The 17,542-nt window shown below is 70.6% G+C and carries 17 protein-coding genes; 11 read left to right on the forward strand and 6 right to left on the reverse strand.

Annotation, left to right across the window (positions count from 1 at the left end):
- Positions 1–49 precede the first annotated feature (49 nt).
- Positions 50–1,156, forward strand: coding sequence for a DNA polymerase III subunit beta (gene dnaN, locus HV826_RS20395; RefSeq protein WP_176418694.1), 1,107 nt, complete (start codon positions 50–52; stop codon positions 1,154–1,156).
- Positions 1,157–1,256: 100 nt separating this feature from the next.
- Complete coding sequence (locus tag HV826_RS20400) at positions 1,257–2,621, forward strand: hypothetical protein (protein WP_176418695.1); 1,365 nt, start codon at positions 1,257–1,259, stop codon at positions 2,619–2,621.
- A gap of 113 nt (positions 2,622–2,734) precedes the next feature.
- Here the strand turns inward: HV826_RS20400 and HV826_RS20405 are convergent, their stop codons facing one another.
- Together HV826_RS20405 and HV826_RS20410 are read right to left on the reverse strand one after the other, a co-directional pair.
- The gene (locus HV826_RS20405) at positions 2,735–4,000 is read right to left on the reverse strand and encodes a DUF1990 family protein (RefSeq protein WP_176418696.1); all 1,266 of its coding nucleotides are present in this window, start codon (positions 3,998–4,000) and stop codon (positions 2,735–2,737) included.
- Positions 3,997–4,629, reverse strand: coding sequence for a DUF1990 family protein (locus tag HV826_RS20410; protein WP_176418697.1), 633 nt, complete (start codon positions 4,627–4,629; stop codon positions 3,997–3,999). The genes HV826_RS20405 and HV826_RS20410 overlap by 4 nt, the downstream gene beginning before the upstream one ends.
- A gap of 119 nt (positions 4,630–4,748) precedes the next feature.
- Between HV826_RS20410 and HV826_RS20415 the strand changes: the two genes are divergently transcribed.
- A complete protein-coding gene (locus tag HV826_RS20415; protein WP_240358140.1) occupies positions 4,749–5,042 on the forward strand; it encodes a hypothetical protein in 294 nt (97 codons plus the stop codon).
- Between the two features lie 134 nt (positions 5,043–5,176).
- Positions 5,177–5,899, forward strand: a complete 723-nt coding sequence (locus HV826_RS20420; RefSeq protein ID WP_176418698.1) for a double-CXXCG motif protein — start codon at positions 5,177–5,179, stop codon at positions 5,897–5,899.
- Here the strand turns inward: HV826_RS20420 and HV826_RS20425 are convergent.
- On the reverse strand, positions 5,889–6,998 hold the full coding sequence (locus HV826_RS20425) for a DNA alkylation repair protein (protein ID WP_176418699.1): 1,110 nt from the start codon (positions 6,996–6,998) through the stop codon (positions 5,889–5,891). The two genes, HV826_RS20420 and HV826_RS20425, sit on opposite strands and share 11 nt — an antisense overlap.
- A 167-nt stretch (positions 6,999–7,165) precedes the next feature.
- Between HV826_RS20425 and HV826_RS20430 the strand changes: the two genes are divergently transcribed.
- Both HV826_RS20430 and recF read left to right on the forward strand, forming a co-directional pair.
- Entirely contained in the window at positions 7,166–9,112 is a 1,947-nt protein-coding gene (locus HV826_RS20430; RefSeq protein ID WP_176418700.1) for a PAS domain-containing sensor histidine kinase, read from the forward strand.
- 40 nt (positions 9,113–9,152) lie between these two features.
- Entirely contained in the window at positions 9,153–10,295 is a 1,143-nt protein-coding gene (recF, locus tag HV826_RS20435) for a DNA replication/repair protein RecF (RefSeq protein ID WP_176418701.1), read from the forward strand.
- Position 10,296: 1 nt separating this feature from the next.
- On the opposite strand, the gene HV826_RS20440 is transcribed toward recF, so the two are convergent.
- Positions 10,297–10,686 carry a hypothetical protein gene (locus HV826_RS20440; RefSeq protein WP_176418702.1) on the reverse strand — a complete coding sequence of 130 codons (390 nt, stop codon included), beginning with the start codon at positions 10,684–10,686 and terminating at the stop codon, positions 10,297–10,299.
- A 271-nt stretch (positions 10,687–10,957) separates the two neighbouring features.
- Here HV826_RS20440 and HV826_RS20445 point away from each other — a divergent pair, with 271 nt between their 5' ends.
- The 4 genes from HV826_RS20445 to HV826_RS20460 are packed head-to-tail and all read left to right on the forward strand — an operon-like array spanning position 10,958 to position 14,294.
- Entirely contained in the window at positions 10,958–11,506 is a 549-nt protein-coding gene (locus HV826_RS20445) for a hypothetical protein (RefSeq protein ID WP_255207963.1), read from the forward strand.
- Entirely contained in the window at positions 11,503–12,309 is an 807-nt protein-coding gene (locus HV826_RS20450; protein WP_176418703.1) for an ABC transporter permease, read from the forward strand. The genes HV826_RS20445 and HV826_RS20450 overlap by 4 nt, the downstream gene beginning before the upstream one ends.
- 6 nt (positions 12,310–12,315) lie before the next feature.
- Positions 12,316–13,134, forward strand: a complete 819-nt coding sequence (locus HV826_RS20455) for an ABC transporter ATP-binding protein (RefSeq protein WP_176418704.1) — start codon at positions 12,316–12,318, stop codon at positions 13,132–13,134.
- Positions 13,131–14,294, forward strand: coding sequence for an MlaD family protein (locus HV826_RS20460; protein WP_176418705.1), 1,164 nt, complete (start codon positions 13,131–13,133; stop codon positions 14,292–14,294). The genes HV826_RS20455 and HV826_RS20460 overlap by 4 nt, the downstream gene beginning before the upstream one ends.
- On the opposite strand, the gene HV826_RS20465 is transcribed toward HV826_RS20460, so the two are convergent.
- Positions 14,291–15,019, reverse strand: coding sequence for a double-CXXCG motif protein (locus tag HV826_RS20465; RefSeq protein WP_176418706.1), 729 nt, complete (start codon positions 15,017–15,019; stop codon positions 14,291–14,293). The genes HV826_RS20460 and HV826_RS20465 overlap by 4 nt on opposite strands.
- Positions 15,020–15,220: 201 nt before the next feature.
- Here HV826_RS20465 and HV826_RS20470 point away from each other — a divergent pair, with 201 nt between their 5' ends.
- Positions 15,221–16,597: a glycosyltransferase family 39 protein gene (locus tag HV826_RS20470; protein ID WP_176418707.1), complete on the forward strand. Its 1,377-nt coding sequence runs from the start codon at positions 15,221–15,223 to the stop codon at positions 16,595–16,597.
- Between the two features lies 1 nt (position 16,598).
- Here HV826_RS20470 and HV826_RS20475 read toward each other — a convergent pair whose 3' ends face one another.
- Complete coding sequence (locus HV826_RS20475) at positions 16,599–17,540, reverse strand: RimK family alpha-L-glutamate ligase (protein WP_368670960.1); 942 nt, start codon at positions 17,538–17,540, stop codon at positions 16,599–16,601.
- Positions 17,541–17,542 lie beyond the last annotated feature (2 nt).

Here is a 17,542-nt window from a genome sequence, read left to right on the forward strand (position 1 = left end):
GGCCTCGTAGATCGGCCTTCGCGGCCGAGACCCGTAAGGACGCCCTCCGATGGAATTCCGCATCGCCGCCGACGAGCTGAAGAAGGCCCTCTACCGCGCCCAGGGCATCGTGGAGCGCAAGACGACGATGCCCATCCTGGCGAACGTGCTCGTCACCGCGAACAAGGGCGGCATCACCGTCACCGCGTTCGACCTGGACATCGGCGTGGTGTCCGAGCACCCGGCCGAGGTCCTCAAGACGGGCGCCGTCACGCTGAGCGCCAAGTACGTCTTCGACATCGTCCAGAACCTCCCGGACGCGCAGGTCACGCTGAAGAAGCTGGCCAACAACTACGTGGACATCTCCAGCGGCTCGGCCCACTTCAAAATCGTGGGCATGGCGGCCGAGGAGTACCCCAAGCTGCCGAAGGAAGAGAACGCGCCCCTGGTGCAGGTGGGGGGCAACACGCTGCTGGAGATGATCAAGAAGACGCAGTTCGCCATCTCCAGCGACGAGACGCGCTACATCCTCAACGGCGTCTTCTTCGAGCCCCAGGCCACCGGGAAGGTCCGCATGGTGGCCACCGACGGCCACCGGCTGGCGCTGGTGGAGCGCGAGCTGCCGGGTGACTTCAAGCTCAAGAGCGGCGTCATCATCCCCCGCAAGGGCCTGATGGAGCTCAAGCGCCTGCTGGACGAGGCGCCGGACGCGGAGTGCCACCTGGGCTTCGCGGAGAACTCGGCGCTGTTCAAGAAGCCGGGCCTCACCATGGTGATGCGCCTCATCGACGGCCAGTTCCCGGAGTACCAGCGCGTCATCCCCAAGGAAGGGGAGAAGGTCGTCCTGGTGCCCAAGGTGCGCCTGCTGGAGAGCCTCAAGCGCATCGCCCTGCTGTCGGCGGACAAGAGCAACGCGGTCCGCATCGGCCTGGAGGAGAACCAGCTCATCATCACCGCGAGCAACCCGGACCTGGGCGAGGCCAAGGACGTGCTGGAGCTGGCCTACCGCGGCAACAGCATCACCATCGGCTTCAACGCGCGCTACCTGATGGATGTGCTCGCCGTCACCGAGACGGACGAGGTCTCCTTCGAGCTGGGTGACGAGCACAGCCCGGGCGTGCTCCACGCCCCTGGCGACCGGAGCTTCACCGCCGTCGTCATGCCCATGCGCGTGTGAGTCGGCCAGGGGCCCTTGAGGGGGCCCGCTCCGTTCACTCGTGACGCGTTGGGCCCCGTGGGGGCCTGACACCCGGCCGGCGCCTTCCTATGGTGAGGGCATGGCCACGCACCCGGACCACCTGCGCGCCCGGCTGGAAGACCGCGCGGACCTCCTGGAGGCCACGCGGCTGCGCTATCGCGCCCTGCGCGGCATGCTGGCGTCCTTCTTCTGGAAGGAGCGGGTGCGCTCGCAGTTCGAGCTGCTGCTGGAGGTGGCGCGCGCGCAGCCGGAGGTGGACGCCACCCTGGCCGCGCTGAAGCGCCGCGCCGCCGCGGAGGGGTGGCCGGCGAGCGCCGCGCCCATGAAGCTGATGCGCGAGGTGGAGCGCCTGCGGGAGGGCGTGCAACGCGTGGCCTTCAAGCGGCTGCCCGCGCAAGGGCGGCCCGCGACGCTGGGCGAGGCGCTGCTGAAGCTGGAAGAGACGGTGCTGGAGGCGGGGCCGCTCCTGGGGCGGCACAGCTGGGCGCGGGCGGTGGAGCTGCTGCCGCGCAACCTGCCGGAGCTGCGCGCCGCGTGCGCCGCCGCGGAGGTGTTCGAGCACGTCTTCAAGCGGCCCGCGCCGGACGGGGGGCTGCCCTTCACGGTGGAGGAGGCGGAGGCGCTCCAGCGGGCCCTGCCGCTGGCGGAGGTCTCGCTGGCGGCGCTGTGGCAGCGGCTGGCGCACTTCGATACGCGCGGGCAGGTGAAGCGCTTCCTGCTGGCCCGGGTTTCGCGGGCGCCGCGGCGGGTGCCGCGCAGCGGGCCGGAGCTGCTGCTGCACGCGGCCTTCTGGCGGGGCGTGGCCTGGGCGCGGCTGCGCGGCGTGCTGGCGGAGCGGCTGGCGCCGGTGGTGCCCACGGACGCCGAGGTGCCGTCGCTGCTGGTGTGGCTGGCTGCGCGCGAGGGGCGCGGCGCGGAGCCGCGGACTGGCGGGCCTGGGCCGTCCGCGGCGCCTGGCCCGCAGCCACCCACGGGGGGGCGCAGGGGCGACGATTCGCGGATGGGCTGGCCCGTGGGGCACGCGAGCGCCAGCCGTCCAGAGGAGTCGGGCGGCGCGGGCGTGGATGTGGCCGAGGAGGTGCGGCTTTCGGCCTGCGAGGCTTTCGGCGAGGGGCGCGCGGGGCTCTTCGAACTGGCCGCGCAGTTGGCCTTGCTGTCCCGCGAACGTCCCGTGGACGCCTGGAACGAGGAGACCGCGTGGGCGCGGCTGTGGAACGCGGCGCAGCGGGCTCGAGGCGAGCAGGGCGAGGACGTGGAGCGGCTGCGGGACGCGCTGCGGCTGTTCATCCTCCTGCGTGGCCAGGGCCAGACACCCGCGCGTCTGTTCTCGCCCGAGCGGGCGCGCGTGCCCACGGCGGAGGCCGGGGCCGACGCGGGCTCGGCCGTGAAGGACCTGCCCGCGCTGGTGCACGCGGCCCGCGCGGCGGCGTGGCGCGGGCGGTGAGGACGTCGCTCCGCGTCCTGCATTCGGGAACTTTTGGCGACATCCCTGGGCCGCGGCCGGTATTGGCCGCGTGGAGCTCGCTGACGTTGGCGTCCGTGGCCCGCGCGGGGCCGTCACGCGGGTGACAGCGTGGCCTGATGCTCGCGGATGGGCAGCAGCCGCGAGGCCAGGCCCGCGAGGAGGGCGTCCTCCGTCAGGGCCACGGCCACGTCCGGCACGCCCAGCTTCTTCGTCGCGGCGCGCCGCAGCGAATAGCAGGCCCAGCTCGACGCCAGCGCTGCCACGGCGCCCAGGGCCGCCGCGGCGAGCCGCATGCCGCGCCGATGCTCCGTCGTCACCGAGGCCGCGGCCAGGGCGCCCGACAACATCCGGCCCGTCAACGGCACGGCGGTAATGCGCGCGGGGGTCATCGGCAGCTTGTCCGCGATGAGCTCACCCACGGCGAGCAGCCCCAGCACGCGCGGCGTCCAGCGATGCGCCAGGGCCCGGGTGAGCCGGTCCGCGCTGTCAGGCTGCGTCTTCATCAGCCAGCGGCTCGCCAGCGTCGGCGCGCTCATGCTCCGCATCCCCGCCAGCACGCCCAATCCCAGGGCCCTCAACCCGTGTCCTCGATTCATGGCCTCTATCTCCTCCTCCAACTGCGTTTCTCGCCGTCCTGGCGCCCGCTGCGCGAAGAACTGCACCGGGGCCGTCCCCAGCGCATGGCCGGAGTGCGCCAACTGGCCGTGGCTCGCGTGCTGGCCGACGAGCTCCGGGTGCTTCAGCGCCAGCTCGCGCACCCGCACGTGTGTCAGCCGGTGCCACGCGCGCTGGTAGCGCGGGGCCACCAGGGTGAAGCCCAGCCGGCTCCACCAGTTGGGGAACTGGCCGGGACGCCAGGCCGCCTCGATGTGGAAGCGTACCTCGCCGCTCGCGTGGTCCTTCTTGAGCAGGAACCACTCGCGCCCGGCCTCGATGTGGCCCTGGAGCGTCTCGAAGCTGAAGCCGAAGATGCTGCACACCTCGCCATGCTCCTCGCGCGCGCCGCCCACCCGCACGCCGCACAGGTAGCGCAGCTGCTGGCCCAGCGAGCGCAGCTCCAGCAGCACCGTGCGGCCCTGCATCGGCTCCTCGTCGGAGAAGTGCCAGGCGACGATGCGCGGGTCGGAGAAGTCGAAGGTCTCCAGCACCTGCTGGGCGCGCTCGAAGAGGCCGCCCGGGACAGGGCGCCCTGGTGGCTCGCGGCCGAGCACGCTCTCCGAGCGGACCTGGCTCCACCCGCCCTGCAGCGTCATCTCCCCGGAGACCTCCGGGAAGTTGCGCTCCAGCGTGCGAGCCCGCGCCAGCCGGGGCACCATTTCCGCTTCCGTCCAGCCGGAGAACCAGCGCCACTCAATCATTGTCTTCCGTCTCCTCGCGCCACGAAGGTGGGCCCGTGGACGGTGTCGCCGCCGGGCGGTTCGTCCTCCAGCTCGGTGGTGTCCGCGTGAATGACGCCATGCACTCCGGTGCCGGCCGTCAGCGCGGCGCGCAGGACGAACTCGGTCCAGGTGTTGGTCTGCATGGCGTCTCCGGCGGTGACGAAGCCGAGGTAGTGGAGCGTCGAGCCGGAGCGCGCCCGGCTGCGGATGTGGAAGATGACATCGCCGCGCGCGTTCCGGTAAGCGCCGAAGGTGATGCGGCCCGCCTCCGGGTGCCCGTGGAGCGTGCCGAGCGTGAAGCTCTGGGCGTCCTGGTGGATGACGCGCACGGCGAAGGTGCCCGCGCCCTGAATCTTCACCGTCAGCTCTTCGTTCAGCGCCAGCGGCTGGCCTTCGCGCTCCTGTTGTTTGCGCTCGAAGACGCAGAGCTCGGCGGGCGCGAACTCGGCGAAGCGCACGGCCACCCAGCGCATGATCTCCTCGGGGGAGACCCGGCAGCGCTGGATGACCGCCCAGTAGTCACGCTGGAGCAGGGGGCCCGCGCCCTCTTCAGGGAGCTGAAGGTCGCCTGACTGGCCGGCGTCTGTGTGCATGGACTCGTTCGCCATCTCGCCCTTTTCCTCCATCGGTCACACCATGATGGGGACCTCTCCACCGGGCTGCATGGCGCCGCCTGGCGGAAGAGCGCTGCATGCGGCGGGCCTGCCTGCCCGCCCTGGGAGGGAGCATGGAGACGGACGTCAACCCGGCGAGCCGGGCGTCGGAGCAGGACTACAGGGACGTGCCCCCAGTGGTGCGGGCCGAGCACGCCGAGCCGTCACTGACACGGTTGATTGAGCAGCAGACGGCGAAGGTGCCCTCACACGTGTTCCTGGTGGCGAGCCTCGCCGCGATGGCCTCGTCCTTCATCCTGGAAGTGACGGGCCGCTCGCGCCCCAGTCGCTTCATTGGCCAGTGGGTGGCGCCCCTGCTGGTGATGGGCGTCTACAACAAGCTGGTGAAGATTTTCGGGCCACGGTGAGAGGTCCGCGTTGTCTGAAGTGGAGAGGACACGGTCGCTGAGGAGCCGCTCCAGGCAGGATAGGGTCGCCGGCATGCGCACCCATCCTGGCTTGGGTCATTGTCTAGCGAGAGGGGAGCGCGCGGCGGAAAGCGATGACCCGATTCTTCTGGCTGCACGAAGACGAAGCGGCGACGGCCGCCTTCAGTAGCAGCTTCAACGCCGCGCATAAGTGGAGTCTCCCCGGCGTGAAGTGCTCGACCTGCGGCACGACCTGGAGCTCCTGGGGGAACCACTATCCGCTCGTGGACCTGTCGCACCTGCCGGAGCATGTCGAATTCGAGAAGGCCCGACCTGAGTCGTTTACGGAGTTCTCTCGCCTTCGCGAACGGGTGCGCCCCTTCGCTCCCCGGGACGTGGAACTACCACCTGGCGCGGCCTTCGGCCCATTGGTGGGCACGGCGTCTGGCGAATTCGGTCCATTCACCTGGGAGGGAACCGCGCTCTTGCTCGTGCGTCGCGATGCGGTGGAGCGGCTGCGAGTTGAAGGTGTTCGCGGACTGCTCGGTGGCCGGACGGAACTGAGATTCCGCAAGAAGGAACCGCTAGAGTTGCTGGACCTTCAGCTGGGGCCACGCGGTCTGCTGCATCCGGAGTGCATTCCATCCGATGGACCTCCGCCCTGTCCGATTTGTGGGCGGCGCGCCTTTGCTCGACCCGACGAACCCATCCTTGCCGCGGCTTCGCTCCCGGCGGACGTAGACGTGTTCCGGCTCGCGAACTTCGCGACGATGCTCATCGGGACCGAGCGGTTCGTGGATGCGGTGAGGCGCCTCGGACTGGAGGGAATCGCCTGCCAGGAGCTTCCTACCCGCTGACCTGAACCACGCCCAGCGGCAAGCCCTGTCCATTCACCAGGGCCTCGAAGCGGTGCGGTCCTGCGTAGTGCTTGCGCGTGGTGAGCTGCGCGAAGGAGACGCGCTTGCTCACCGTCTCCGCCTGTCCCGGGCCGAGCAGCAGCTCACGCACCTTGAACACCTTGGGCCGCGCCTCGCCGTTCGCCTTCTGGAAATGCACGGCCAGGTCCACCACCAGCGTCTGTGGCTGCTTCGAGCGATTGGCCACCTCGAAGTGGACCTCCACCGTGTCACCCAGGGCCGCGCGGCGGGGCAGCTTCGTCACCCGGGCCTCGATGCCCGACGGAGGCCGCGCGCCCACCACCGCCAGCGCCGCCGGCTCGCCGCGCTTGATGGACGAGCGCAGCGCATGACGCACCAACCACTCCCGCTCCGGCGTGGCGTCCTTCATCCACGCCGTCGCCACCTGCACCAGCAGGCCGGGGTGGTCCTTGCCGATGTCGTTCAGGTTGTTGGCCACCGAGCGGCGCACGTACAGCGCCGGGTCGTCTTTCAGCCGCTCCAGCAGCGCGAGCACGGGCGAGGGGTCCTTCTGGAACTCGCGCAGCCGCGAGGCCCACGGCAGGCGCGTGCGCGTGCCCTCCGACACGAGCCGCCGGACATGCTCGCTCGAATCTTCCGTCCACTCACGCAGCCGGGCCAACGTCCGGGCGGTGTGCCGCTCCAGGTAGGGCCGGATGGAGAACTCCGCGGTGAAGCGCTGGGTGAGCGCGTGCTGCGCGCGCATGGACGGCTCGAAGTGCGCCAGGCCGTGCTCCGCCACGTACATCGTGTGGGGCAGGTAGAAGAAGGAGGCCATGGCCCCGCCCTCCGTGGCCTCCGTCCGGGGGCCGAGCGAGCGCAGCAGCACCTCCACGGCCTCCGGGTAGTCGCTGGGCAGCGCACGGTGCAGCGCGCCAGCGATATGACGCGCCCGGTCCATCAGCTCATGGCCATCCAGGCCCTTCGCCGCCTCCCGGATGAAGGCCGCGCGAGGGAAGGTCGGCGCCGCGGCGTGGAGTGACGCGGCGAGGCGTTCGACGAGCCGCGCGTCAAAGAAGGTCTTGAGGGAGTCCGCCATGGTGCGTGCATCCTGGCATGGGCTCCCCGGTGCACCATCACAATGTGCGTGCCAGGGGGCAGCGGTGGGCAGGCGGACGGACACGGTGGAGACTGGGCAGCCCCCGGGTGGCTCTGCTAGGCCCTGGGCCCGTGGCGACGCGAACGGGCCAGCACTGGAGTCAGGACATGCGCAGCGGGCCCTCGGCGACGGAGCCCCGCTCCTTGCGCGAGCAGCTCGCCGAGGTGCCTGACTCGCTCGCGCTGCTCGAAGGCTTGTTCACCCATTCGCCGGTGCCCTACGCCGTCTTCACCTCGGACGGTCACTGCCTGCTCACCAACCCCGCCTTCCTGGCGATGTTCGGCGCGGCGCCGCCGCCCGAGTACAGCCTCTTCAAGGACGAGCTGCTCGCGCGGCTGGGCTACGCGAAGCTGCTCCAGCGGGCCGTGTCGGGCGAGCGCGTCCAGACGCCGGTGTTCTGGTACGACGTGAAGGAGCTGGAGCACATCCGCGCCCCCGCCGAGGCGCGGCGCATCGCCATCTCGTGCACCTGCTTCCCCCTGGTCGCCTCCAGCGGCGGCGTCACGCACATCGCAGTGGCCTACCAGGACATGACGGCGGAGCTGGCGGCCCGCGAGGCGGCGCAGGTGGAGCGGCGCAACCTGCTCCAGGTCTTCACCCAGGCCCCCGTGGCCATCAACGTGCTGCGCGGCCACGAGCTACGCTACGAGTTCGCCAACCCGCTGCTCCAGAAGCTCATGGGCGGACGCGAGCTCAACGGGCGCACCCAGGAGGAGGCTATTCCGGATTTGTCCCCGGAGCTGCTGAGCCTCCACCGGGGCGTGCTGGAGACGGGCGAGCGCGCCATCGCGCGGGAGTACCCCGTCACCATCGACTACGAGGGCGCGGGCCACGTCGAGACGAAGTTCTGGAACATCATCTTCGAGCCCCTGCGCGACGAGCGCGGGCTCGTGGACGGGCTGGTGACCTTCGCCTTCGACGTCACCGAGCAGGTGCTCGCGCGCCAGGCCGTGGAGAGCCAGCAGAAGTGGCTGGAGGCCGTTCTGGATTTGATGCCCATGCCGGTGGTGATGGCGGACCCGGCCAGCGGCGACCTCAACTTCTCCAACGCCGCGGCGGACCGGCTCTACGGCCTGAACATTCCCAAGGACGTGCCCGCCACCGCGTATGGCGAGCACTTCCACGTCACGGACCTGGCGGGCCGGCGGCTGAGCGTGGATGAAATCCCCTCCACCCGCGCGGCCCGGGGCGAGCGGCTGGACGGGCTGGAGGTCCAGTGGCACACGCCCGCGGGCCATTACGCCCTCAGCATCTCGTCGGAGATACTGCCCGCCATGCACGGCCACCCGTCCGTGGTGGTGATTCCCTTCCTGGACATCACCCGCCTGAAGACGGTGGAGCAGCACCTCAAGGAGGCCGTGCGCGCCCGTGACGAGTTCCTGTCCGTGGCCAGCCACGAGCTCAAGACGCCGCTGACGTCGCTGGGGCTGCGGCTCCAGTCCTTCGCGCGCGCCATCCACGCGGACCCGGCGTCCGCGCTGGCCCAGCGTTACGGGCGCGAGGTGGAGGCCATGCGCCGGCAGGTGACACGCCTGGCCGAGCTCGTGGACGGGCTGCTCGACGTGTCGCGCATCAGCACCGGCCGGCTGAAGCTCCGGGTCGAGCCGGTGGACCTGCCCTCGCTCGTGCGCGAGGTGGCCGCGCGCTTCGAGCTGGAGGCGGCGCGCGCCGGCTGCGAGCTGCACGTCACGCGGGCCGAAGGGCTCGAGGGGGCGTGGGACCGGCTGCGGCTGGAGCAGGTGGTCTCCAACCTGCTGTCCAACGCGCTCAAGTACGGCGCGGGCGCGCCCGTGCACATCGACGTGGCGCCTGTTGGGACGGGCGCCCGGCTGTGGGTGAAGGACGGGGGCATTGGCATCGACCCGGAGGCCCACGCGCGCATCTTCCAGAAGTTCGAGCGCGCCGTGTCCGAGCGGAACTACGGCGGCATGGGCCTGGGGCTGTACGTGACGCGCACGCTGGTGGAGGCCCTGGGCGGCACCATCCAGGTGGACAGCCGGCCCGGCGAGGGCGCCACCTTCGTGGTGGAGCTGCCGCTGCGGTCCGCCAGATAGGTCCCCCGCCGGAGGGCGGAGAGGTGATACGGAGGGGGCCGTGCGCCTCCTCGCGCTTCACGTCCACGACTTCCGGAACCTCCCCCAGGTCCAGCTCGCGCCCAGCGCCCACGCCACCATCGCGGTGGGGCAGAACGGGCAGGGCAAGACGAACCTGCTGGAGGCCCTCTACTTCCTGGCCACGCTCAAGCCCCTGCGCGCGGGGCGCCTGTCGGAGCTGGTGCGCTGGGGCGCGCAAGGCGCGCGGGTGACGGGCCGCTTCCTCCTCAAGGGCGCCGAGCGTGAAATCGCCGTGGAGGTGGGCGGCGGCACGCGGCAGGCCTTCGTGGATGGGAAGAAGGCCTCCAGCCTGGAGGACTACTTCGGCGGCGTGTCCGTGGTGGCCTTCACGCCGGATGATTTGGAGGTGGTGAAGGGCGGGCCAGACTCGCGGCGCGGCTTCCTGGACAGGGCGGTGTTCAACCGCTTCCCCGCCTTCCTGCGCGAGAGCCGCGAGTACGCGCGGGCCTTGAAGAACCGCAACCGCCTGCTGCGCGAAGGGCACACCGTGGACGCGGTGTACCTGGAGGCCTACGACGAGACGCTGGCGAAGGCCGGCGCGCGCATCTATTCACGGCGGCGCGCGCTGATGGCGGAGCTGGCGCCCAGGGCGCAGGCGACCTTCGCCTCCATTGGCCGCACGGTGGACCCGGCCGTGTACCACTACCGGCCCGCGCATCTGGAGGGCGACTTCGCCGCCGCGGACGAGCCGGCGCTGGCGGCCATGCTGCGGGAGAGCCTCGCCGCGCGCCTGCGCCGGGACATGGAGCGGGGCTTCACCTCGGTGGGGCCGCACGCGGATGACGTCTCGGTGACGCTGGGGGCCCGCAGCGCGAGGGCCTACGCGAGCCAGGGACAGCAGCGGGCGCTGGTGCTCGGTTGGAAGATCGCCGAAATCGAGAACCTGGAGGCCGCGATGGGCTTCCTGCCGCTGTTGCTGCTGGACGACGTGTCGAGCGAGCTGGACCCCGAGCGCAACGCCTACCTGATGGGCTACCTGGCCCAGAGCGGCGCGCAGGTGGTGCTCACCACCACGGACGGCTCGCTGGTGCGGGGCGCGGCGGCGGACGACACGCTCTGGCTGGACGTGCACGGCGGGCAGGTGGCGGTGCGCGCGGACGCCGAGCCGCCGCCGGCCGCCTGAGTCACGGCGTCACGCGCCGGCGGTGCCAGGGCCAGTGGACGTGGAAGCGCCGCTCCGAATGGCGCGGGACGTCGCCTGGGGCCACGTGCTGGAAGAAGGGGAAGCGGTACTCCGCCCAGAGCACGCCATACGCCACGGCGAAGAGGAAGGTGGCCAGCGGCAGCCACCAGGACGTGCCCACGGCGAGCGCGACGATGGTGAGCAGCAGCAGCGCGACGCCCACGCCCAGCGACACCTCACGCAGCCGCTTGGACTCGCTGAAGGCCAGCCCCATGGACACCACTGCAAGGAGCAGCACGGGGACGGCCAGCCAGTAGCTGTGCCGCACGTACAGGTTGGCGATTCCGAGCAGGAAGAGGCCGAGGCCGAATATCGCGAGTCCGCCGTCCATGGGGTCCTCCTTGTCCGTGTGTCGCGCGCGCGGCGCTGCTCTCCGAGCCGGGCGGCTTGCGTGCGTCGGGTCAAAGCTGGGGTTGGGGGTGGTGGCTGGGCACTGCCCGCGAAGTGACGCCCGCGCTGACGGGTTGGTGTCGCGACGGCCGGCCGGCGCACCGCGGGTGGCGGGAATGTGACGCGCGAGGAGGGATTTAGAGGTGTGACAGTGGACGTTTGGCCCCTACCACGCGGCATGGAATTCCTTGCAGGTGCGCCACTTGTGACGCATGACTCGGCCGCAGGGCCGGGAGAGAGCCACGAAGAACGGTGCCATGCTGCGGATGACGTTGCTGTGCGTGCTGGTGGTCATGCCCCTGACGGGTTGTCACCGGACGACGTTCGAGGATTCCGTCCTCACCAAGCCCGCCGTGCGCTACCGCATTGGCGAGCTGCCCGCGTACTGGCGGCAGGTGCGGCTGGAGGACAACGACCTCGCCTTCGCCGAGGTGGGTACGGGCCGTGCGCTCTCCGTCAACGCCACATGCAAGGGACATGATGACCCGTCGCTCCAGGTGCTCACGCGGCACCTGCTGGCGGGCTTCACGGACAGGCGGGAAGTCTCCGAACAGCGCATCCCCATGGATGGACGCGAGGCCCTGCGCAGCCGCTACCTGGCGAAGCTGGACGGCGTGCCCGTGCAACTGGAGTTGGTGGTGCTGAAGAAGGACAACTGCGTGTTCGACTTCACCTACGTGGCGCCGCCGGGGCTCGCCGACGAGCGCATGGCGGACTTCGACGCGCTGCTGGCCGGCTTCGAATTGGAGCGCAAGGGATGACGACGCGGCAGCCCGAGGTGGACGCGGCGGCTTCCGGGCCCCCGAGCCTCATGGACCGCGCGAAGGAGCGCCTGGAGTCGCTGGGCGCCTTGTCGCGGATGACGGGGCAGGTGTTCAGCCGCGCGGTGCGTCCGCCGTATGACTGGCGCGGGCTCGTGTACCACACGGAGTCGCTGGGCGTGCGCTCGCTGCCCATCGCCCTGCTCACCGCGATGTTCGCGGGGCTCGTCATCTCGCTGCAGTTCGGCTACTTCCTGTCGCGCTTCGGCGTGCAGTACACCGTGGGGCGCGTGGTCATCCTCACGCTGTTCCGCGAGCTGGCGCCGGTGCTCACCGCGCTCACCGTGGGCGCGCGCATCGGCAGCGGCATCGCCGCGGAGCTGGGCGCCATGACGGTGACGGAGCAGGTGGACGCCATCCGCGCGCTGGGCGCGGACCCGCTGCGCAAGCTGGTGGTGCCTCGCGTGCTGGCGTGCCTGATTGTGATGCCGGTGCTCACCGTGTTCGCGGACGTCGTGGGGCTGGTGGCGGGCGGGCTGGTGGTGAACTTCCAGTACGCGATTACGCTCAACCTCTTCTTCCAGGGCGCGCTGGACGCGGTGCTGATGCCGGACTTCGCCTCCGGCGTGTTCAAGGGCGCGGTGTTCGGGCTCATCATCGGCCTGGTGGGCTGCTTCCGCGGGCTCACCGTGGAGGGCGGCACGGAGGGCGTGGGCCGCGCCACCACGCAGACGGTGGCGACCACCTCCGTCTCCGTGTGCCTGGCCGACTTCTTCATCACCCAGCTCACGCTGAACCTGTGACGCGCCATGCGCTCCTCGTCCTCGCCCGCTTCTGAGTTCGCGTTCCAGCCGCCCCGGCCGGGGGAGCAGCTCATCTACTTCGAGCACCTGACCAAGGCGTTCGGCGCCAAGCACGTCTATGACGACATGGACCTGGACGTGCGCGCCGGCGAGACGCTGGTGGTGATGGGCGGCTCGGGCACGGGCAAGAGCGTGCTGCTCAAGTGCCTCATCGGGCTGCTGTCGCCAGACACCGGGCGCATCCTCTTCCAGGGGCACGACCTGACGCGCTTCACGGAGGAGCAGTTCATCCCGGTGCGCCGGCACGTGGCCATGGTGTTCCAGGGCGCGGCGCTCTTCGACTCACTGAACGTCGGGGAGAACGTGGCGTACCCGTTGCGCGAGCACTTCCCGGACATGCCGGCGGACGAGGTCCGCGCCCGCGTGGCGGAGAAGCTGGCGCTGGTGGACCTGCCCGACACCGAGCGGCTGATGCCCTCCGACTTGTCGGGCGGCATGCGCAAGCGCGTGGGGTTGGCGCGGGCCATCGCCACGGAGCCGGAGGTCATCCTCTGGGACGAGCCCACCACGGGCCTGGACCCCGTCACCACGCAGTCCATCAACGTGTTGATCAACTCGATGAAGACCCGGCTCGGTTGCACCTCCATCGTCGTGACCCACGACATGGTGAGCGCATTCACCGTGGGAGACCGCATCGCCATGCTGGCCAATCGGAGAATCGTGCAGGTGGGCAACCCGCGGGAGATGCTCCACTCCACCGTCCCGGAGGTGCGTGCCTTCCTCGACGCGCGCCGCGTGGAGCTGTTCCCTGGAGGCGCGCCATGAGCCTGTTCTCTCCCGTTGGAACCGAGCGCCGCCTGGCGATGCGCGCGGGCCTGTTCGTCGCCATCGGTCTGGCGGTCGCCAGCGTGGTCGTCATGGTCATCGGCCAGCAGTCGCGCCTGTTCGAGCGCAAGACGACGTACCGCGCGTACTTCACCAACGTGCAGGGCCTCAGTGATGAGTCTCCCGTCTGGCTCGGGGGGCTCAACGTGGGGCGGGTGACGGGCATCGTCTTCTCTCCCGACCCGAAGGACCCGCGGCTGGAGGTCCAGTTCCAGGTGTCGTCACGCTACACGGACCGCGTGCGGCAGGACTCGGTGGCGCAGCTGTCCAGCATGGGGGTGCTGGGCGACAAGGCGGTGGACATCTCCCTGGGCAACCCCACGGCGCCGCCGGTGGAGGCGGGTGGGGTGCTCAAGTCGTCCTCGAGCGGTGACTTGTCCGCGCTGCTCAACGGGGCGTCGCAGGTGATGGAGAACTCGGTGGCCATCAGCAAGTCGCTGCGGGCGGCGGTGGACACGTACGCCAACCCGGAGATGGCCAGTGACGTGACGCGCGGCATGGCCGCGCTGCGGGCGCTGCTGGAAGAGGTGGAGAAGGGCGAGGGCGTGCTGCACGCGCTCATCTACGACAAGCAGGCCGGGCGCGAGGTGCGGGGCCTGCTGGCCAACGCGTCCAACGCGGCGGCGCGGGTGGATGGCGCGGTGGGCGAGCTGGAGGGGATTCTGCGCGAGGTGCGCACGGGGGACGGCACGGCGCACGCGCTCGTCTACGGCCAGGATGGCGCGAAGGCGCTGACGGAGCTGGGGGCGGCGGCCGGGCAGCTCGCGGGGCTCATCGAGGACGCGAAGAAGAGCCCCAACGGCGCGGTGCACCAATTGGTGTACGGCGACGCGAGCGGCATGTTCGCGGACCTGGGCAGCGCGGCGGCGGACCTGAAGCAGATTACGGCGACCGTGGCGAAGGGAGACGGCACCGTGGGCGGGCTCATCAGCGACCCGACGGTGTACGAGGACCTGCGGGAGGTGCTCGGCAACGTGAAGCGCAACCGCATCCTCCGCGCGCTGGTGCGCTTCTCCTTGAGCAACCGGCAGGACCTGGACCAGGTGGGCAAGGTGGAGGGCGTGGAGCCGCCGCCAGAGGCGCCCGCGGCGCACCCTTAGTCTGGGTGGACGGAAAGCTCGCGGAACGCGATGTCGCTGAGTCGAAGCTGCTTCACGGCTTCGACGAAGCGCTCGCTCGCGACGATGACCGTCTTGAAGTCGCGAAGGCGGAAGAGGTCGATGTCCGCGGGCAGCGTGCTCGCGGCCAGCACGGCGGACTCGGGTGGGTAGCCGTTCCGGTGGCTGCCACATCGAGGACAGGGCGCCTGCCAGTCCGGAGCGTGGCTGATGGGGTGCAACGCTCCGTGGACGAGGACCTCCAGGCAGTGCAGGGGCGGCGCGGGTTGGCCGCGGTAGCCCAATTCTCCTGGCGCGCCATGCAGGCCCCTCACGCCGGCCGCGTGAAGTTTCTCCAGGGCTGAGGTTCGGAGCCACGGAGCCCAGGGCGTCTGGAAGTAGAAGTCTCCAAAACGGCCCTTGGCCTTGCCGGCGACAGGCCCCAATTGTGTGCCGGGCTCCAAGGGGGCACCCCGGGGGACCCATGGCCGCAGTTGCTCGCACAGTTGCTGGTACGCCTCCAGTGACAAGGCTTGTTCACTCCGCGGTTCTTCCAACAGGGCACGGTGTGCGAAACGCGAAAGGTCCACGGTGGGGTAGGCCTCTCCGAGGCTGCCGTAGCCGCCACAGAGGGTGCAGTCGATGCTCGGGATGCACCAGGGGCTCACGCCGTCGATACGCCCCGTTTGCCGGGTGGCTTCATCCTCGAGAACCTCGAAGAACCTCATGTGCTGCGCCTCCAGCGGCAGGTCATCAGCGCAGATAGTAGTAGGGGCCCGTGCATACTGGGATTGCTGTACGGTGTGTCCATCCGCTGTCCATGCACGCATCTGGCATTGAACCTGCTCCTGGCTTTCGCGTCCCCAAGGCACTAAGACGGCGGCCCTCCAACGCGCCGCCGCCGGGGCGCGCGAGGTTGCCCCGTCGCGATGAGCTCACCCGCCGTCTCCACTCCCGTGGCTTCCGCGCCCGCGCGCTCCACGTCTCGCCTCTGGGCGGGGCGGGCGCTGCTCTTCGTGGGCTTCTTCGCGGCGCTGGCGGCGTTCCCCGTCTACACGCCCTTCGACTCCAAGCTGACGCTCCCCACCACGCTGTCACTGCTGCGTGAAGGGAACCTCGACCTGGACGAATACGCACCCACCTTCGAGTCCTACCGCCACGGCCTCTACGAGCGTGACGGCCACCTCTACAACTACTTCCCCTTGGGGCCCTCCCTGGCCGCGGTGCCCATGGTCGTGCTGGTGGATGGCTTCGTGCGCCTCGCCACGCCCGTGGGCAAGCTGCATCCGGCCCTGGCGAAGCCCCTGGCGCACTGGCGTCACATCTACGACGCCACCGGCCGCGTCGACCTGGATGCGTGGAATGGCCCGCAGCGCCTCTTCGCCTCCGCGCTGACCGCGCTCGCTGGCGTCGTCATGTTCGTGCTGGGCGCCGCGCTGCACCTGTCCCGCCAACGCGCGCTGCTGCTCGCCGCCGTCTTCGTCTTCTGCACGCCGCTGCTCTCCACCGCCAGCCGCGCCCTGTGGCAGCACGGCCCTTCGCTGCTGTGCCTCACCGGGGTGCTCCTCTGCCTCGTCCGCGCGCGCGAGGCCCCGCGTCACCTGACCTGGGCGGGCGTTGCCCTGGCCCTCGCCTACGTCATGCGGCCCACCAACAGCCTCTCCGTGCTGGTGCTGTCGCTCTACGTGCTGTGGACCCATCCGCGTCAGGCCTGGAGGTTCTTCGCGGGCGCGCTCGCCGTGGCCATCCCGTGGGTGACGGTGAACCTGGTCCACTACGGCTCCGTGCTGGCGCCCTATTACGAACCGCAGCGCCTGGAGCTGTCCGCCGCTCGCGTGGCCGAGGCCCTGGCCGGCAACCTCGTGTCCCCCGCGCGCGGGCTGCTCGTGTTCACCCCCGTGCTCCTCATGAGCGCGTGGGGCCTGTGGATGGACGTGCGCGCCCGGACCTTCACCCGGCTGCATGCCGCGCTGGTCTCAGTGGTGGCGCTGCACTGGGTCGCCATCTCCACCTTCCCGCACTGGTGGGCAGGGCACTCGTATGGCCCGCGCTTCTTCTCGGACATGGTCCCCTACCTCGTCTTCTTCCTCGTCCCCGTGGTGCGCGCGCTCCAGTGGAAGGGCCCCGAGGCCCGGCGCGGCCTGACGGCCACCTTCGCGGTGCTGGCCGTGTTGAGCCTGGTCCTCCATGTCCACGGCGCCAGCTCGCGCGCGGTGTACCGCTGGAACAGCCTCCCGCTCGACGTGGACGACCACCCGGAGCGGCTCTGGGATTGGTCCGACCCGCAGTTCCTCGGCCGCCGCTGAGCTACCCGCCGCGTGCGTGCCGCGCCAGCGCGCGCGCCAGGTGCCCCGCCACGTCCGTGCCGCCTCGCGCGTCGAAGCCCAGGAACATCGCCGAGCAGTTCAGCTCCAGGATGCGCGGCACCCCGTCCGCGTCACGCTTCAAGTCCATCCCCGTCCAGCGCAGGCCCAGCACCTCGCACGCCCTCACGCAGTCGCGTGCCACTTCGGGAGACAGCGGCACCTGCTCGATGAGCTCCTCGTGCTGTCGGAAGTCCAGCGCCGACGAGACGATGCGCAGGCTCGCGATGACGGCGCCGTCCAGCACGTACACGCGCAGGCTCTCTCCCGGCAGCAGCTCCTGGAAGGTGACGGGCGCGGCGGCGAGCGCCGCGAGGCGTTCGTCCGTGAGGTCCGCTGCACTCAACTCCCGCGTCGCCGCGCCGCCTGAGATGGGCTTGTAGGCCACGCGCCCTTTCCGGGCGAAGCGGCGCACCGCCTCCGCGTCATTCGTCCACAGCGTCTGGGGCACGGGAAGCCCCACCGCCTGGAGCGCGGCGAGCTGCGCGGGCTTGTGCATGCACCCGTCCGAGGAGGGTGGGTTGTAGAGCGGCACGCCCAGCCGCTCCCAGCGGCCCAGCAGTCCCAGGAGCAGTGCGCTCTTCTCGCGGAACGCGGTGAGCGTGGTGCGCCAGTCCGCGTCCATGGCTTCCTGGGCATCCACCCCGAAGGCCATTGGGTGCGCATGCAGGCCGCGCAGGTACACGGCGGCTGGCCGTCCTACCTCACGCCCGTCCACGACGATGCCGTCCAGCGACTCGGTGAGCGACAGCCGCGTCTGCTCGGGGAAGGCCCGCGTGTCCACCACCACCGTGTCCATGTCCTCGGCGCGAAGCCGGCGCGCCACCTCCTGGACGTGGGCGTCGTCTCGCGCACCCAGCAGCACCACCGTGCCTGTCCGTGTCACGG

Source organism: Myxococcus sp. AM010, from assembly GCF_013372585.1.
Taxonomy (GTDB): domain Bacteria; phylum Myxococcota; class Myxococcia; order Myxococcales; family Myxococcaceae; genus Myxococcus; species Myxococcus vastator.

What these genes read in the sequence shown, in the direction of transcription:
- HV826_RS20410 (WP_176418697.1), bottom strand. Translation starts at nt 4,629, where the DNA reads ATGGCGAACGAGTCCATGCACACAGACGCCGGCCAGTCAGGCGACCTT.
- HV826_RS20440 (WP_176418702.1), bottom strand. Translation starts at nt 10,686, where the DNA reads ATGGACGGCGGACTCGCGATATTCGGCCTCGGCCTCTTCCTGCTCGGA.
- HV826_RS20430 (WP_176418700.1), top strand. Translation starts at nt 7,166, where the DNA reads ATGCGCAGCGGGCCCTCGGCGACGGAGCCCCGCTCCTTGCGCGAGCAG.
- HV826_RS20450 (WP_176418703.1), top strand. Translation starts at nt 11,503, where the DNA reads ATGACGACGCGGCAGCCCGAGGTGGACGCGGCGGCTTCCGGGCCCCCG.
- HV826_RS20455 (WP_176418704.1), top strand. Translation starts at nt 12,316, where the DNA reads ATGCGCTCCTCGTCCTCGCCCGCTTCTGAGTTCGCGTTCCAGCCGCCC.
- HV826_RS20425 (WP_176418699.1), bottom strand. Translation starts at nt 6,998, where the DNA reads ATGGCGGACTCCCTCAAGACCTTCTTTGACGCGCGGCTCGTCGAACGC.
- HV826_RS20420 (WP_176418698.1), top strand. Translation starts at nt 5,177, where the DNA reads ATGACCCGATTCTTCTGGCTGCACGAAGACGAAGCGGCGACGGCCGCC.
- HV826_RS20465 (WP_176418706.1), bottom strand. Translation starts at nt 15,019, where the DNA reads ATGAGGTTCTTCGAGGTTCTCGAGGATGAAGCCACCCGGCAAACGGGG.
- HV826_RS20415 (WP_240358140.1), top strand. Translation starts at nt 4,749, where the DNA reads ATGGAGACGGACGTCAACCCGGCGAGCCGGGCGTCGGAGCAGGACTAC.
- HV826_RS20405 (WP_176418696.1), bottom strand. Translation starts at nt 4,000, where the DNA reads ATGATTGAGTGGCGCTGGTTCTCCGGCTGGACGGAAGCGGAAATGGTG.
- HV826_RS20470 (WP_176418707.1), top strand. Translation starts at nt 15,221, where the DNA reads ATGAGCTCACCCGCCGTCTCCACTCCCGTGGCTTCCGCGCCCGCGCGC.
- dnaN (WP_176418694.1), top strand. Translation starts at nt 50, where the DNA reads ATGGAATTCCGCATCGCCGCCGACGAGCTGAAGAAGGCCCTCTACCGC.
- HV826_RS20445 (WP_255207963.1), top strand. Translation starts at nt 10,958, where the DNA reads ATGACTCGGCCGCAGGGCCGGGAGAGAGCCACGAAGAACGGTGCCATG.
- HV826_RS20400 (WP_176418695.1), top strand. Translation starts at nt 1,257, where the DNA reads ATGGCCACGCACCCGGACCACCTGCGCGCCCGGCTGGAAGACCGCGCG.
- HV826_RS20460 (WP_176418705.1), top strand. Translation starts at nt 13,131, where the DNA reads ATGAGCCTGTTCTCTCCCGTTGGAACCGAGCGCCGCCTGGCGATGCGC.